Source organism: Providencia sp. PROV109 (assembly GCF_033681625.1).
Classification (GTDB): Bacteria; Pseudomonadota; Gammaproteobacteria; order Enterobacterales; family Enterobacteriaceae; genus Providencia; species Providencia hangzhouensis.
In genome coordinates this window covers 1,768,995-1,784,455 of sequence record NZ_CP096320.1, presented here as the reverse complement: position 1 = coordinate 1,784,455, position 15,461 = coordinate 1,768,995, and the positions used below count along the sequence as shown (strand labels likewise).

Annotated in this window: 14 protein-coding genes; 12 read left to right on the top strand and 2 right to left on the bottom strand. The window is 37.8% G+C overall.

Annotation, left to right across the window (positions count from 1 at the left end; all coding sequences use genetic code 11):
- Positions 1-26: 26 nt before the first annotated feature.
- Together M1F25_RS08085 and M1F25_RS08080 are read right to left on the bottom strand one after the other, a co-directional pair.
- Entirely contained in the window at positions 27-302 is a 276-nt protein-coding gene (locus M1F25_RS08085) for a GNAT family N-acetyltransferase (protein ID WP_181489689.1), read from the bottom strand.
- A gap of 207 nt (positions 303-509) precedes the next feature.
- The gene (locus M1F25_RS08080; RefSeq protein WP_187367839.1) at positions 510-1,193 is read right to left on the bottom strand and encodes a hypothetical protein; all 684 of its coding nucleotides are present in this window, start codon (positions 1,191-1,193) and stop codon (positions 510-512) included.
- A gap of 1,045 nt (positions 1,194-2,238) precedes the next feature.
- Here M1F25_RS08080 and tssB point away from each other — a divergent pair.
- Genes tssB through vasI form a run of 12 tightly spaced genes read left to right on the top strand, consistent with a single transcriptional unit; the run spans position 2,239 to position 15,458 of the window.
- Positions 2,239-2,739, top strand: a complete 501-nt coding sequence (tssB, locus tag M1F25_RS08075; protein WP_004255987.1) for a type VI secretion system contractile sheath small subunit — start codon at positions 2,239-2,241, stop codon at positions 2,737-2,739.
- Between the two features lie 20 nt (positions 2,740-2,759).
- Positions 2,760-4,238, top strand: a complete 1,479-nt coding sequence (gene tssC, locus M1F25_RS08070) for a type VI secretion system contractile sheath large subunit (protein ID WP_181489570.1) — start codon at positions 2,760-2,762, stop codon at positions 4,236-4,238.
- A 5-nt stretch (positions 4,239-4,243) separates the two neighbouring features.
- A complete protein-coding gene (gene tssE / locus M1F25_RS08065) occupies positions 4,244-4,675 on the top strand; it encodes a type VI secretion system baseplate subunit TssE (RefSeq protein ID WP_112308192.1) in 432 nt (143 codons plus the stop codon).
- A 7-nt stretch (positions 4,676-4,682) separates the two neighbouring features.
- Positions 4,683-6,458: a type VI secretion system baseplate subunit TssF gene (tssF, locus tag M1F25_RS08060; protein ID WP_112308193.1), complete on the top strand. Its 1,776-nt coding sequence runs from the start codon at positions 4,683-4,685 to the stop codon at positions 6,456-6,458.
- Positions 6,422-7,459, top strand: a complete 1,038-nt coding sequence (gene tssG / locus M1F25_RS08055; RefSeq protein WP_094960749.1) for a type VI secretion system baseplate subunit TssG — start codon at positions 6,422-6,424, stop codon at positions 7,457-7,459. The genes tssF and tssG overlap by 37 nt, the downstream gene beginning before the upstream one ends.
- Positions 7,460-7,464: 5 nt before the next feature.
- On the top strand, positions 7,465-8,730 hold the full coding sequence (gene tagH / locus M1F25_RS08050) for a type VI secretion system-associated FHA domain protein TagH (protein WP_004908049.1): 1,266 nt from the start codon (positions 7,465-7,467) through the stop codon (positions 8,728-8,730).
- Between the two features lies 1 nt (position 8,731).
- Entirely contained in the window at positions 8,732-9,283 is a 552-nt protein-coding gene (gene tssJ, locus M1F25_RS08045) for a type VI secretion system lipoprotein TssJ (RefSeq protein WP_004908047.1), read from the top strand.
- Position 9,284: 1 nt separating this feature from the next.
- Positions 9,285-10,643 (top strand): type VI secretion system baseplate subunit TssK, encoded by a 1,359-nt coding sequence (gene tssK / locus M1F25_RS08040; protein ID WP_181489569.1) that lies wholly within the window; start codon positions 9,285-9,287, stop codon positions 10,641-10,643.
- The gene (icmH, locus tag M1F25_RS08035) at positions 10,636-11,391 is read left to right on the top strand and encodes a type IVB secretion system protein IcmH/DotU (RefSeq protein WP_004256004.1); all 756 of its coding nucleotides are present in this window, start codon (positions 10,636-10,638) and stop codon (positions 11,389-11,391) included. The genes tssK and icmH overlap by 8 nt, the downstream gene beginning before the upstream one ends.
- Positions 11,392-11,399: 8 nt before the next feature.
- Positions 11,400-14,021: a type VI secretion system ATPase TssH gene (gene tssH, locus M1F25_RS08030; protein WP_181489568.1), complete on the top strand. Its 2,622-nt coding sequence runs from the start codon at positions 11,400-11,402 to the stop codon at positions 14,019-14,021.
- A complete protein-coding gene (locus tag M1F25_RS08025; protein ID WP_181489567.1) occupies positions 14,018-14,806 on the top strand; it encodes a Fis family transcriptional regulator in 789 nt (262 codons plus the stop codon). Before tssH ends, M1F25_RS08025 begins: the two co-directional genes overlap by 4 nt.
- A gap of 1 nt (position 14,807) precedes the next feature.
- On the top strand, positions 14,808-15,458 hold the full coding sequence (gene vasI, locus M1F25_RS08020; protein ID WP_004256010.1) for a type VI secretion system-associated protein VasI: 651 nt from the start codon (positions 14,808-14,810) through the stop codon (positions 15,456-15,458).
- The last annotated feature ends 3 nt before the right edge of the window (positions 15,459-15,461 follow it).

The window sequence follows — 15,461 nt, the reverse complement described above, 5'->3', positions numbered from 1 at the left end:
CTGACCTCATCAGTAATTAGCAAATATTATTGGCGGATATCATTGTATTCAGATGTTCTATCGAATATTGCTTTTGCAAAAGGGCATAACGGAATAATTTTTCGTCCCTCCTCTCTCATTCGCTCAACAACCTTAGCAACTAGTAACTTTGCAATGCCTTGTCCTTTTAAGCTTTCATCAACTACTGTATGGTCAATAATCACCAGATCATCGCCAGTATAAACAAAGGTTATCTCAGCAATGCGAGTTTGCTTGTCATCAGATAAAATAAAAAAGCTATGGTGATCAGATTGGATATTCATCATAAATAACGCCCTCTAAATTAAATCAATTTAACTTAGAGTATGTGACGTATGCTAAAAAGACAATATTCTACAATTGTCGATGTGATCCAAATATTTTGAAGTTAGAATGTGGATAAAAGGAGAAAAAATGTTGCGACAGCGCTTAACTAGAGATTAAATTTAGTTTAACGCTGTTTTTCAATTGGTTAATTAATGTTCAGTACATTAATTTTCGGAAAAATTACTTATCACTGTATAGGTTAATGAGTTTTCTGAACTATCGATAACTTTTAATTTTACATTTCGATAAGAAATAATATCGCTATTCTTGAGGTTATACTGAATAGTATCGCCAAACCCTTGATTCTCAATATTCGAACCTATTTTCTGATAACTAACATCAACAACATGGCCATTTATCCCATTGAAAATTAAGGCTTCTTCAAATGAGTTACCATCAGTATTATTTAGTTTTACTTGTTCGATTTGTGCTTTATCACTACAAACAGCAACATTAACATCTGTTACGATACAAATCTCATTAGGAGTAGAGTCTTTTTTAATTAAAAGTGAATTCCAAGGCTGCCCTAAAACCTCAACAACGACCGAACCAGAGTCAACTATTTGGTCTGGCATATAAAAATCGCCTTTATCACTTGACCCCACTTTTTTGAATACACCTGGAATAATTTTGTAAGCCAAATCTATCTGCACAGGGTTTAATATTTTAATTCCGTCTATTTCGCTAATGTTGCCTTCTCTTACTAAGGGTTGCCCTACTGTAATATGGTTCACCTGACCTATTCGGGGTTCACTAATTTTCTGTGATTCAGGAACATAGTTATACTCAGTCACTGCACATCCTGATAAAGAAACAATACAAAAAACTGGAACTAATAATTTATTCATCTTGATAAAATCCATGGCATTAAGATATTAAATATTATCTTTATAAAACAATTTCAACAAGTTACTAATTATGTTCCTGCCAGCTAATAGATAGGAAACCTTCGGCTTATCATTCACTTTGAAATTTTTCCATTTTAATGAAGCCGACAACTACAATAATAGAACTGATACATTGCCCACAAATGATTATGATAATCATTTGTGATAATAAATTTACCTTAAGGTGTTAAAAGAAAAAGAGTTATTGAATTTATAGTCCAGGCTCTTCCATTGGCTGAATAGGGTTTGTTACAAATAATAAAATATTTATTTTTATAACTTGTTGAAATTTGTCTTTTACCTCATAGAGTTTCCCAATCATCCTAATTTATGTGATTTACAATTTCATTTCTTACTCAATCAAGAGGTAATTATGACTTCATCATGTCAACATTAATACTTCCGTTCATTTTCAAACTTTTCATATAAAAACATAAGATGATCCCCCTATAAATTTCATATTAATTTTGTAAAAAAATAAATCTCATTTCTCTTTAATAAAATTAAATAGATAATCAAATTAAATTATGTAAGAAAAATATATGAATATGTTACATGCTGTAAAAAATTGATTTACATCACAGACTTTTCATACTTAATTTTCTTAAACAAGATTTATCTAGCGTGCAAAAATACTTATACTTATCATTATTCTGATAAAAAAATCGCCATATAAACTATGAATACGCATTATTAGATTATGAGTAAAATTTTCAACTAAAATACCCCATAAAAATAGAATACATTTCAAACTAAATATCACGAAATTATATTCAAATAACAATTTACATGTTGATCCTAAGTTAAATTTGTATATTATTAACAAACTAAAAAATACAACATAAAAATTTGATAGTTTAAACACCTTTCTGGGAAAAAAATTCTTAACATAGAATCTGTTCTGTGTAGGGAACTGTATGCTCTAAATTTATTATTAATTTTTAATTTAGGCATTTGAATTTATGGAATGAAGTTATCGTATACTCATACAAGGAGATTCACTTAAATGAGTAAGAAAAATCTCGGTAGTGTTGCCCCTAAAGAAAGAATTAATATCAAATATACACCTAATACAGGTGGAGCTCAGGCTGAAGTTGAACTTCCTTTAAATATGCTGATTGTGGGTGATATGACAGGTAAAACTGAAGATACCCCAATAGAAGAACGAAAAGCAATTTCAATTAATCAAAACAATTTCAATTCAGTTATGGAAAGTGCAGGTATTAATTTAAATATCAACGTCCGTAATACACTTGAAAACACCAATGATTCTGAGCTTAATGTCAATCTAGATGTAAAATCTCTGCAAGATTTTTCACCAGATAATATTGCTCGCCAAGTTCCTGAGTTAAACAAACTTCTTGAATTACGAGAAGCTTTAGTTGCATTAAAAGGTCCTCTAGGCAATGTCCCTGCTTTTAGAAAGCGTCTTCAAGAATTACTTGAAAATAAAGAAACACGCGAACAACTTCTAAAAGAACTCGATATTGCCGCTAATCAAAAATAATGTTTATAGAGGATTATTTCATGTCACTAAATACAGAAGCTCTAGGCCAACAAGCCCCAGCATCTAACGGCTCTCTTTTAGATGAAATCATGGCTCAGTCACGTATGTCACCTGAGACTGAAGCGTATGATATTGCAAAGCAAGGCGTTGCAGCTTTCATTAGTAATCTTTTCGCAAATGAATCAGAAGACCAACAAATCAATAGATTATTAATTGATAAAATGCTGGTTGAGCTTGATAACAAACTAAGCGCCCAAGTTGATGAAATTATTCACGCGCCTAAATTTCAAGAAATTGAAGCATCATGGCGCTCCCTGAAATTACTCGTTGACCGTACTGATTTTAGAGAAAATATCAAAATCAATATTCTTCATGCAACAAAAGAAGAGTTATTAGAAGATTTTGAATTTTCTCCTGAAATTGTTCAGTCTGGTTTTTATCAGCACGTTTATTCTTCAGGTTATGGACAATTTGGCGGCGAGCCAGTTGCAGCAATTGTTGGGAACTATGCATTTAACAACACAGCGCCTGATATGAAGTTAATGCAATATGTCAGCACTGTCGGAGCGATGGCACATGCGCCATTCTTATCATCTGTTTCCCCTAATTTCTTCGGCATTAATAGTTATGCTGAATTACCTGCGATTAAAGATCTTAAATCTGTCTTCGAAGGCCCTGCACATACGAAGTGGCGCTCTCTGAGAGAAGCAGAGGATTCGCGTTACTTAGGATTAACGGCACCACGTTCCTTATTACGCTTACCATACTCCCCAACAGAAAACCCAGTGAAAATGTTTAACTATTCCGAAAATGTTAAACAAGACCATGAGCACTACTTATGGGGTAATACCGCATTCTTACTCGCAAGCTGTATCAATGATAGTTTTGCACAATACCGTTGGTGCCCAAATATTATTGGCCCACAAAGTGGCGGTACCGTCAATGACCTCCCTGTACACATGTTCGAAGCGATGGGTGAGTTACAAACTAAAATACCAACCGAAGTTTTAGTTACTGATCGTAGAGAATTTGAACTGGCAGAAGAAGGCTTTATTACCCTAACAATGCGTAAAGGTAGTGATAACGCGGCATTCTTCTCTGCAAACTCAGTTCAAAAAGCCAAAACCTTCCCAAATACCCCAGAGGGTAAAATGGCAGAAACTAACTATAAGTTAGGAACACAACTGCCATACATGTTTATTATCAACCGATTAGCTCATTACATTAAAGTGCTACAACGTGAGCAAATTGGCTCTTGGAAAGAGCGCCAAGACCTTGAGCGTGAACTGAATATCTGGCTTAAACAATATGTTGCGGACCAAGAAAACCCGCCAGCAGATGTTCGTAGTAAACGCCCTCTTCGTTCAGCTGAAATTAAAGTGCTTGATGTTGAAGGTGATCCAGGTTGGTATCAAGTCGCAATTCAAGTTCGTCCACACTTCAAATATATGGGCGCAAACTTTGAATTATCACTTGTTGGTCGCCTTGATAAAGAGTAACAGTGATGTCATTCAATCATAGCTGGTCCCCTAACAGCGGAGCCAGCTTATTCGATCGAATTAAGAGGAAAAATGCGAGTTTTTCCTCTCGTTCACGTACAAATACACTCATTGAATCAATTAAACAAAATTTAAATGATGTCCTGAATAGTCGGCCGAATGGTTGCCAAGGCTCACCATGTCTAGGGATACCTGATTTAAATGATGCGACTCAATCTGCGGTTGATTTTAAAACCGAATTAGAGAATAGCATTGCAAGTTGCATCCTCACTTATGAACCTAGGATCACAAGTGTTGATGTGCAATTCATTGAAAATGATGCAGATAGTTTATCTTTACAATTCAGTATTAATGCTTGTATTGACTTAGATAATCAACAGCAACTCATTGAGTTTAATATGTATTTGGATAGTAATCGTAGATATCAGTTAAAGTAGCACTCTTATGTCATCAAAAAACTATTTTACGAATGAATCAGAATACTTAAAGGATTTGGCAGAACAAGTTGCGCAAGAAAAACCGCAGCTTGTTAATCTGTTATCCAATAAAATTCAAGATCCTGATAGTGCCCGTATTATCGACGGATTATCATATTTATCGGGTAATTTACGGCAGCAAATCGATAGGCAATTCCCTGAATTAACCAATAGCTTAGCAAATATGCTATGGCCAAATTACGCACGTCCTGTGCCTAGTATGACAATTGTTGAATACCAGCCTAATTATTCTGAATGCCACCACGCGATAAAAATTTCAGCAGGCCAACTCTTTAATGCAACACCTATTTATGTACAAAATGAAAATACCAACCAAGAAACTTTATTTCAATGTCGATTTAGCCAAAGTCGTGATCTCTGGTTAATACCAGCGAAAATTACGCAAACTTTACAAAGAACAACCGCCATTGAAATAACATTTGAATTGGATGGAATACAACCTCTCGCAAACATTGGTTTAAATAAATTATGTTTTTATTTAAATGGTTCTCCATTTACAACAAATCAGCTTTATTTTTTATTAAGTCAGCATATACAGAATGCCTCACTAGTCACAGATGAGCATGTATTGCCACTTAACCAGTTTGCAGTGAAACCTGTCGGTTTTCAAAAACAGGATGCATTACTCCCTTACCCAAAAAATAGTTATGATGGCTACCGCATCTTACAAGAGTTTTTCTGTTTTCCTGAAGCCTTTCTATTTTTGGATATTCAAGGAATGGATGACATTCCCTTAGCTATCCAAACCAAGCAATTCAAACTTGTTATTAATTTTGATAAAGAAATCCCCGATGGGGTTATTCTTCATAACGATAGTATTAAACTGAATTGCACTCCCATAGTGAATTTATTCCGTGCTGACAGTGAAGCAATCAATCTCACAGGAAAAGATGAGGAATATGTATTAAGCCCTAATTACCAATACGCCCACTGTTTTGATATTTTTTCCGTTAATGAAGTTTATGGATTACGCTATCCATCTGAAGCTAAAGCTTACCCGGTCACCTATACCGCATTTGAAAGTTTTTATCATCAAAACCATCACGAGCAAAATGATGGATATTATCGTTTAAAAATAACTCAAAAAGAGCGTACCTATGGTTACGCCCATCGGCTTTCTTTTGTTCGTCAACACGAACACCAATTACAACAATGCGAAGAAACGGTTTCGATTTCGCTCAATTGTACTAATCGCTATATCGCATCCCAGTTATCTACACGCTCAATTGATTTAGACCGTTCATTTATACCTTATGGGGCTTTATCAGCTAAAAATTTATTCAAACCAACAGTTCCTTTATACCCACTGCTCGATAAAACGTTGTATTGGTCAGAACTAACTAATTTATCCCTAAATTATCAATCTTTACTGAACCTAGATTCATTAAAAAAAATATTACAACTTTATGATTTACCTTCAGTTTATGACAAGCAGACCGCAAGGCAATCCCAAAAGCGTTTAGATGCATTAGTTGATTTACATTCAGAGCATATCGAACGTATCTACAAAGGGTTGCCAGTTCGTGGTTTAAAAACAACCTTGGTAGTACGTCAGAACGCTTTTCTTTCTGAGGGAAGCTTGTTCTTGTTTTGCACTGTTATTGCTCAATTTTTTACCTTGTATACCAGCATTAATATGTTCCATGAGTTAGAGGTTCTTAACCTTGATAATAAGGAAATTTATCAGTGGCCAGCACAAATCAACCAGCACATACTGAAATAATCGATCGCTGGCTGGAACAAGCTGGCCCATCGGTTACAGAGTATAATTTTTATCAACTTGTTGAATTATTAAATAAAATGATTCATCAAGACATGGATATCACTCGTGATAGTAGCGATATTATTCGCTTTAAATCACACTCTAATGTTGCGTTCCCAACGAGAGATGTCGTGTCTTTTGAAAAAAATGCCACTCATCAATATGAGCTAGAAGTTGCTTTTCTCGGGCTACAAGGAAGCCAGTCACCACTTCCTGGTTATTACCTTGATGAATTTGCTTGGGAAGATGCACAGCAAATCCCAGGGATTTCTGATTTTTTAAATATCTTTAATCATCGATTGCTCTCATTGCTCTATCGTATCTGGCGAAAATATCGCTACTACATCTGTTTTGAGAATGAAGGCCAAGATTCCTTCTCCCAATATATGTTTTCTCTTGTTGGTTTAGGAAATGGAGTTAATCGCGGACGGATTAAAATCAATCACAGCAAAATGCTCGCTTACGCAGGGCTTTTAGCGAGTCCGAGCCGTTCAGCAGATGTCATTAGCAGTCTAATATCCCATTGTTTTGACTTAGAAAATGTATCGGTTATTGGTTGGGAAACACGCCGTGTTCCTATCCCAGAATCACAACAAAATAAGTTAGGTATTATTTCTCATCAACCCGGACAAAAATCTCGCCCTCGAATGTTATTAGGTGAAAATTTTAGTCTTGGATCTCATATACATGATTGCAACGGAAAATGCACTATAGAAATCAGTGAGTTAACTATAGAGCGTTATATGCGTTTTTTACCTAACGGTAGTGATTTCGCTCCTCTCGTCGCCTTCGTTTCTTACATTTTTCATGAGCAATTAGCTTGGGATTTACGTCTTAGTATTGCTGAAGATCAAGCTGAAGGTTTCTGTTTAGGTAAAAAAAATCATAACCAATTAGGTTGGCAAAGCTTTTTAGGGAAACCGGCTAAAAAGCCAAGTGTCACCATTACGGTATTGGAATAAAAGACATGGATAAACATCAGCCAACAATTTCATTTAGCATAACGAATAGTGAACAACTAGAAAGTGGTTACCTACCGAGTGCAACATTGACCCAACATGGCGGCCTAATTGGTAGTGGTAATCAATGTGACTGGAAAATTCAAGACGGTGATGGTGCTATCTCTGCCAGCCAGTTTACTGTTTTCTGGAAAGATCAGCATTTTTGTTTAAAAGTAAACTCAGGCTCTGTTTACATTAATCACGCGATTATACCGTTACATCTTGATGCGGTGAAGCTTGCCCAAGGAGATCAAATTAGAGTGGGCAAACTGGTTATTACAACCAATATTAGTTTAACTGGGCAGCCTGTACAAAATATGATGGCAGCGACACCGCAATCTATTGTTGCAAAAGATCATAATCCTTTAGATTCATTATTTGATATTGATACGGTAAATAATGAAAACAAAGAGTCCCCATTTGTTCCAACTGTTCAAGGTGCTCTCACTACAGATCCCTTACAAGCGCTAGAAAATGAAAATCTCAGTTTAATTTCTAAGAGTCAATCCGTCGTCTCAGAACCTTCTTTATTGAGTGACCCACTCTCTTATTCACCTGCCCTTGCGATATCAGATAATCAAGAGAATACCATGGTACAAGAATTTATTGATTTACCCAAAATTACACCTTTCGAAGATGAACACATGACCGATATTGATCATGTTGCCATTAACCCTCTCATGAATGGTTTAGGTATCCATCTTAATTTAGCGAGCTCTCAACAAGCTAATGACTTTCTCATAGAACTCGGTAAAACAATGAAAGCTGCTGTTGAAGGTTTACTCGCTTTGCAGCAACAGCAGGAGAGTTTACAGGATAAGCAACTTCGCCCTATTGAAGATAACCCGCTACGTCTAAACAGTAGTTATGAAGATACGATGAAATTGATGTTTACAGATGAACGTAGCCCTGTTCACCTTTCAGCACCTTCCGCCGTCACTGAAAGTCTGCACAATATGCAGTTACATTACCATGCAAATCAAGAAGCGATATCGACAGCTTTAGCAACAATGCTTGCGGCTTTTTCTCCAGAACATTTATTAAACCGTTTTTCCCAATACCGACGTGCTTCAGATAACACGCCAATGACTGATGGCTGGGCATGGGAAATGTACAGTAACTATTACAAAGAGCTTTCTTCATCGCGGCAGCAGGGTTTTGAAAAATTATTCTATGAAGTTTATTCCCATGCTTATGACCGAGCATTAAGAAAAGGCCTAGAGGAAGCTTAAAATGCAGCTTAGAACTTTCTCAGTGTTACTGTTATTTGCCTCATTTTTCATTTTGAGTGGGTGCAGTAAAACGTTACAGACAGCGTCAAAAGTGGGGCAAATTCTATTGGACCCGTCGATTCCCGTTGGCTATCCAAAAGATCAGCCATCCACTGTTGATTTAACCATCCTCGCTGAACCCTATATTAATCCTAATCAGGAAGATGAAGCTGCACCGATAAATATCCAAATTGTTTATCTTAATGAAGATTCTTTATTTGGCTCTTTAGATCATGACCAGATAGAAGCTAAAGATGGGGACTTAGAGAAAGTTCTGAAGAAAAATTATATAGACCACCAAGATTACACTATCTTGCCGGGCCAATATAAGCCCTTCCCGACGATGACACTACAGGCATCTAATCGTTATATCGGCATTATTGCCTATTATTCAGACCCTGATAATGCGGAATGGAAAAAAATAGTTAAAGCCCGAGGAAAAGGACGACACTACTTTATTTTAGCTCACATTAGAGAAAACGAAATCGAATTTAGACAAGAAGAGGATGATTAATATGTCGACTAAAAATAGAGTAATTTGGCGTGAAGGGCTATTTATCAAACCTCAACATTTTCAGCAACAGCAACGTCATCAAGATTACGTTACTGAAAGTATTTTAAAGAGCTTTATCTCTCATTTTTGGGGATTCAGTACGTTATCGTTAAGTAACGATTTATATTCGTTAGGTCGTATTGGTATTCAAGAAGCTTCTGGCGTTATGCCAGACGGCACAATTTTCTCTATTCCAAACCAAGATTTATCACCACAACCAATTGATATAAAAAACATTACTGATAGTGATAGTAATGTCATCTACCTTGCCTTTCCTTTAGCTAATGGGAACGTTGGTGAAATCTCAAATGAGCATAATGGGAGCCGTTTACTTTCATGTTATAGTGAAAGTACAGAAAATGTTCGTGATTTACATACTGAAAATGGTGATTTAAGTACTATCCACGTTGCACGATTAAACCCTATCCTCAAGCAAGGTAAAAGTGGCTTAGACGCTTACGTGGCATTGCCCATATGCCGTATTAGAGAACGTAATGCCAACGGAAGCTTAACGCTTGATAACGATTATATTCCAAGCCTCCTGAATATTCGGGCATCGCTATTACTCAATGAATTTCTTACTGAGATTGAAGGCACTTTGTATGAACGAGGTAAACAAATAGCCTCCCGAATTGGTGCCCCTGGCCAGCAAGGTGTTGCGGATGTCGCTGAATTTATGATGCTACAAGTACTCAACCGTACCTATCCACTTTATTCACATTATGCGCAAGAGCCAGTCATTCACCCTGAAAAGCTTTTTCGGGATTTATTGGAACTTTGTGGCGAGCTACAAACATTCACGAATTCGTCTCGCTTACCCGATACCATTGCAAAATATAAGCACTTTGATTTAACAGATAGTTTTCTCCCATTAATAAAAAGTATCCGTGAAGCATTAAGTGTTGTCTTGACGCCGCGTGCAATTCCTATTCCGTTACAAATCCAAGAACACGGTATTCGAGTGGCGACTATTCATGACAAACAACTACTCCAAAAAGCGGAATTTATTATTGCAGTTAAGTCACAGATGCCACAGGAACAACTACGCCGGCAGTTCCCACAGCAAACTAAAGTGACCACGGTAAATAATATTCGTAGCTTGGTCAGTGTTCAAATACCGGGAGTCCCTTTATCCCCTCTTTCAACTGCTCCACGGCAATTACCTTATCATTCTGGGTATAACTACTTCCATTTTGATCAACAAGGTAATGAATGGAAGGGGATCCAGCAGGATGGCAATATCGCCTTCCACGTTTCTGGCAATTTCCCTGATTTAGATATTCAGTTATGGGCAATAAGAGATGGAGCACTCTATGACTGATAATATTTTGCTTAATCACGATGTTGATAGCGGTATTTCACAGAAGAATTACCAAATCCCACTTAGGGGTAACAACATTAACCCAATGATCGATGCTGCAACGCCACTTTTAGGTATGGTTTTACGAATGAAAGCGATGTCTGAAACGCCACTTTCAGAGAAACTTTACCAGCAAGTGGTCATGGACATCACGTCTATTGAACAGCAACTGCAAATACAAGGTTACGAGCCTGGGGCCATTGTTTCGTTTCGTTATGTCTTGTGCACTTTCATTGATGAAACAGCGCTTGGATTGGGCTGGGATCAAGAAAATGGCTGGGTAAAACAGTCATTACTTGTCCACTTTCATAATGAGTCATGGGGTGGCGAAAAGGTCTTTATCTTAATTGAAAGATTATTAGGTGAGCCCAAACGTTACCTCGACCTCATTGAGTTTATCTACCTTTGTCTCTGTCTTGGATACCGAGGTCGTTACAAAGTATCTGCGGGGCAAAATGATGAATTCAACCATTTGCTTAGACGCTTACAAAAACAAATACAACAACTTAAAGGCGATGCAAAACCGATTATCCTGTTTGAAAAAGGGGATAACAAGCAGAGCCGCTACCGTTTAGGTAAGCGGTTAGGCGTACGTTACATCATCATTGGTGCGGCAATATTAGCATTTATTATTTATCAGATTTACTCATCCCAACTGAATTACCAAACACTCAGAATTGTGGAACAACTTAATACTTTACTCGGCTAGGACGCATTATGATCCAAATTGATCTCTCAACACTTGTTAACCGATTACACCCGATTGCTAAGCATGCGTTAGAAAGCGCAGCAGCCTACTGTGTAAGCCATCAACAACCTGAAATTACGATTGCTCAGTTTCTTCAGAAACTCATTGAAACGCCATTAACTGACATTCGCCTAATCAGCCAGAAGAGCACTTTGGATATTAATAAGCTGTCAGAATTATTAGATATTCAAATTCCACCTCATCAAGCCATTACACAGAGCTATCCGAGCTTCTCTCCTTTATTGGTAGAGTGGATGAAAGACAGCTGGTTACTTGCATCGACAGAATTCAACCACAGTGAACTTCGCTCAGGTGTTCTCTTTCTCACATTATTACAAATGCCGTTGCGTTACCTCCCAAAACCGGTTGCAGACATGCTTTCACAAGTTAATCGAGAGCAATTAAAACTCAGTTTTGATAAGTGGACAGAAGGGTCTGCTGAATCGCCTTTTGACGAACAAGCACCTCAAAATAACGGCAAAATCGCGTCGGACTCATTGTTAGCAAAATTTACGCAAAACATGACCGAACAAGCTCGAAATAATGAGCTCGACCCTGTTTTATGTCGCGATCATGAAATCGACCTTATGATTGATATCCTTTGCCGCCGTCGGAAAAATAACCCTGTCGTCGTTGGGGAACCAGGCGTTGGGAAAAGCGCGCTTATTGAAGGCCTCGCATTGCGTATTATCGCCGGTGAAATCCCTGAAAAATTAAGAGGATGTGAACTTCTAACCTTAGATTTAGGTGCATTGCAAGCTGGTGCAGCGGTTAAAGGTGAATTTGAGAAACGCTTTAAAGGCATCATGCAAGAAGTTTCTCAATCTCCTCACCCCATAATTCTATTCATTGATGAAGCGCACACATTGATTGGTGCAGGTAATCAACAGGGTGGCCTAGATGTTTCCAATTTATTGAAACCTGCATTAGCGCGCGGTGAATTGAGAACAATCGCCGCAACCACCTGGAGCGAGTATAAAAAATACTTCGAAAAAGATGCTGCGCTAGCCCGCCGTTTTCAGTTAGTTCAAGTTAAAGAGCCCATATCTGCGGACGCAATTATCATTATGCGTGGTTTACGCGCTATTTATGAAAAAGCACACAATGTTTTTATCGATGATGAAGCACTTCGAGCCAGTGCTGAACTCAGTGAACGTTATATTTCAGGACGTCAATTACCTGATAAAGCCATTGACGTATTAGACACCGCATGTGCAAGGGCAGCGATCAATTTATCTTCGCCGCCAAAAATGCTCTCTTCATTAAAAACAGATCTCCAGCAAATAGAGATGGAGACAGCGATATTAAAAAGAGAACATCATCTTGGCTTGGATAATCACTCAGAACGCCTTGAGGAATTAGCATCAAAAGCAAATGAGATTGAGCAAAAAGCTTCCGATATACAACAAGCATGGGAACAACAACAAGCGCTTGTTTCGCAAATTATTACTTTGCGCTCAACGTTATTAGACGATGAGAATACTGAGCCCCAATCTGAAGAAACTTGCCAATTTGATGAGCTGAAACAGGAATTGCAAACATTAGACCAGCAACTTGCTCAACTACATGAAACACATTTGCTTGTTTCGCCACACGTCGATAAAAAACAAATTGCAGCCGTTATCGCAGAATGGACAGGCGTACCATTAAACCGATTATCGCAAGATGCTTTATCTATTGTTACAGACCTTCCCTGCTATTTAGAAGAAAGCATTAAAGGGCAATCATTAGCAATACAGTGCTTACATAAACATTTGTTAACGGCACGCGCTGATTTACGCCGCCCAGGTCGCCCTCTTGGTGCATTTTTATTGGCAGGGCCAAGTGGTGTCGGTAAAACAGAAACTGTGATCCAAATTGCACAATTAATGTTTGGTGGAACTCAATACCTAACGACTATTAATATGTCTGAGTTTCAAGAAAAGCATACGGTATCTCGTCTCATCGGTTCGCCACCAGGTTATGTCGGCTATGGTGAGGGGGGGATATTAACAGAAGCTATTCGTCAGAAGCCTTATTCTGTTGTACTACTTGATGAAGTCGAAAAAGCCCATCCAGACGTTCTAAATTTGTTCTATCAAGCATTTGATAAAGGCGAGATAGCCGATGGTGAAGGACGAGTCATTGATTGTAAAAATATCGCATTCTTCCTAACGTCTAATTTAGGTGACCATGTGATTACCGCGTATGCGGACAAGCCTGATGAGCTGCAAGATGCACTTTATCCTGAGCTCACCACATTTTTTAAACCCGCCCTACTGGCCCGCATGGAAATTGTTCCTTATTTACCTCTTTCGGCTGATATTTTACGGCAAATTGTTGATAGTAAGCTGACGCGTCTTATGATCTTATTGAAACAACGTTTTAATGCAAAAATCCAGTTAGAAGATAGCGTCCCTAATGAAATTTTACGTCGATCTTCTCGCGCTGAAAATGGTGCTCGTATCTTAGAATCAATTATTGACGGTGCCTTATTACCGCCTCTTTCTTTGTTGCTCCTTCAATTCAGTGCCCGTAATGAAACCATCTCCCATATTCGTTTAACAACGGAAAATGATGAATTTATTGCGGAGGTTAACAAAGAAAAATGAAAGCAAGACTAAAAAATGCACTTGCTCTTCTTGAGTGCCGTGACGTAGAAGCGCTAGCCGTTCAATTTTTGACATATAGTTTTTCGCGTAGCGTATTCAGCGGGCTAATTATTTCATTGCTCAATAAAACCGAAAATAGATTAGAAAGCTGGAACATTGACCACTCACTCCAAGTTCAAAGCCATTTTTTAGACACTGATATTACTGATGCCGATCACCCTTTAATTCAACTTGTATTAAAGGGTGAACCCACATTTTGGAAGAATTTACAGCAAGGTAGCTACATTAATAACGCGTCATTACGTGATTTTATTTCGCAGCTTCCTGTTAATACTGGGCTGTATAGCTTACCACTGCATGATCTGAACCATAAACCATGCGGTGCCATTATTCTTTTAGGGCAGGCCAAAGAGTTAGAAAATTTCGAACAAGGCATTTTCCCTATTTATTGCGAGCTCTTTCATCAGCAATTAAAACGCATTCTTGAATTGGCAAATACGCAACAAAAAATTTCGCACTTGCAATATCTCAATCAGTTGCAGAAAGAAAAGGAAGTAAGCCTCAATGAGGCCTTAAACATATTAACGGCATCAATCACAAGTATGGAACCAATAACAAATAACCCAAAAGATATTAATGATTTAGAGGCTGCTGTAGAGAGCTATGAAAAAGAAATTTTATTAAACAAGCGGCGTGAGCTAAAGGAAGATATCAACGCAATGGCAGAACACCTCAACATATCTAAGCGTGCGCTGATATATAAATTGAAGAAGTACGGAGTATAAAATGAAAATACTGAAACTCTTTTTTTGCTCTTTGATGCTAGTTTTCTTCGCTTTGTCTGGAAAAGCTGAAAGCAATATTAGCCAGAAGATCGCTGAAGAACTCACCCAGTGTCGTCTAGAATCTTCTCAGCTTATTCGCTTAGATTGCTATGACAAAATAGCGCTGTCCTCGACGCCTGCAGCAAATACTTCACCTAATATTGCTCAAATGGGGAAAACTTGGCGCCAAGCTTATGAACACGAAATGAAACGTGTCGAAAATAGTGCGGGTTTCTTAGTCTCAGTACCTGAAAATGGTGATTACCCCGTCATTATGACTATCCCTGCCATTGGTTTTCAACCTCCGCGCCCTGTTCTCATGTTGAGCTGCATCGACAACATTACCCGTATGCAAATTATTTTACCCAATAAACAAGATGCAGGCAGTGTCATGGTCTCGACTGATAGAACGCAATTCACTGCAGAATGGTTTTTACGCGAAAATGGCTATGTATTGGAATCAAGCCGTGGTTTACCTGGCATAGATGAAATCAAGCGTTTATTAAATGGCGAAAAATTGACTTTAAAATTAACTAATAACGAAAAACTAACGTTCAATATTTCAGGGATGTCCCAAGAAATTAAACCATTAAGAGCCGCTTGCCACTGGTAAAAA

Excerpts from the sequence above, each read along its gene's own strand:
- tssJ (WP_004908047.1), top strand. The coding sequence starts at position 8,732 with ATGCAGCTTAGAACTTTCTCAGTGTTACTGTTATTTGCCTCATTTTTC.
- tssK (WP_181489569.1), top strand. The coding sequence starts at position 9,285 with ATGTCGACTAAAAATAGAGTAATTTGGCGTGAAGGGCTATTTATCAAA.
- tssF (WP_112308193.1), top strand. The coding sequence starts at position 4,683 with ATGTCATCAAAAAACTATTTTACGAATGAATCAGAATACTTAAAGGAT.
- tssH (WP_181489568.1), top strand. The coding sequence starts at position 11,400 with ATGATCCAAATTGATCTCTCAACACTTGTTAACCGATTACACCCGATT.
- tssE (WP_112308192.1), top strand. The coding sequence starts at position 4,244 with ATGTCATTCAATCATAGCTGGTCCCCTAACAGCGGAGCCAGCTTATTC.
- M1F25_RS08025 (WP_181489567.1), top strand. The coding sequence starts at position 14,018 with ATGAAAGCAAGACTAAAAAATGCACTTGCTCTTCTTGAGTGCCGTGAC.
- M1F25_RS08085 (WP_181489689.1), bottom strand. The coding sequence starts at position 302 with ATGAATATCCAATCTGATCACCATAGCTTTTTTATTTTATCTGATGAC.
- M1F25_RS08080 (WP_187367839.1), bottom strand. The coding sequence starts at position 1,193 with ATGAATAAATTATTAGTTCCAGTTTTTTGTATTGTTTCTTTATCAGGA.
- vasI (WP_004256010.1), top strand. The coding sequence starts at position 14,808 with ATGAAAATACTGAAACTCTTTTTTTGCTCTTTGATGCTAGTTTTCTTC.
- icmH (WP_004256004.1), top strand. The coding sequence starts at position 10,636 with ATGACTGATAATATTTTGCTTAATCACGATGTTGATAGCGGTATTTCA.
- tssC (WP_181489570.1), top strand. The coding sequence starts at position 2,760 with ATGTCACTAAATACAGAAGCTCTAGGCCAACAAGCCCCAGCATCTAAC.
- tagH (WP_004908049.1), top strand. The coding sequence starts at position 7,465 with ATGGATAAACATCAGCCAACAATTTCATTTAGCATAACGAATAGTGAA.
- tssB (WP_004255987.1), top strand. The coding sequence starts at position 2,239 with ATGAGTAAGAAAAATCTCGGTAGTGTTGCCCCTAAAGAAAGAATTAAT.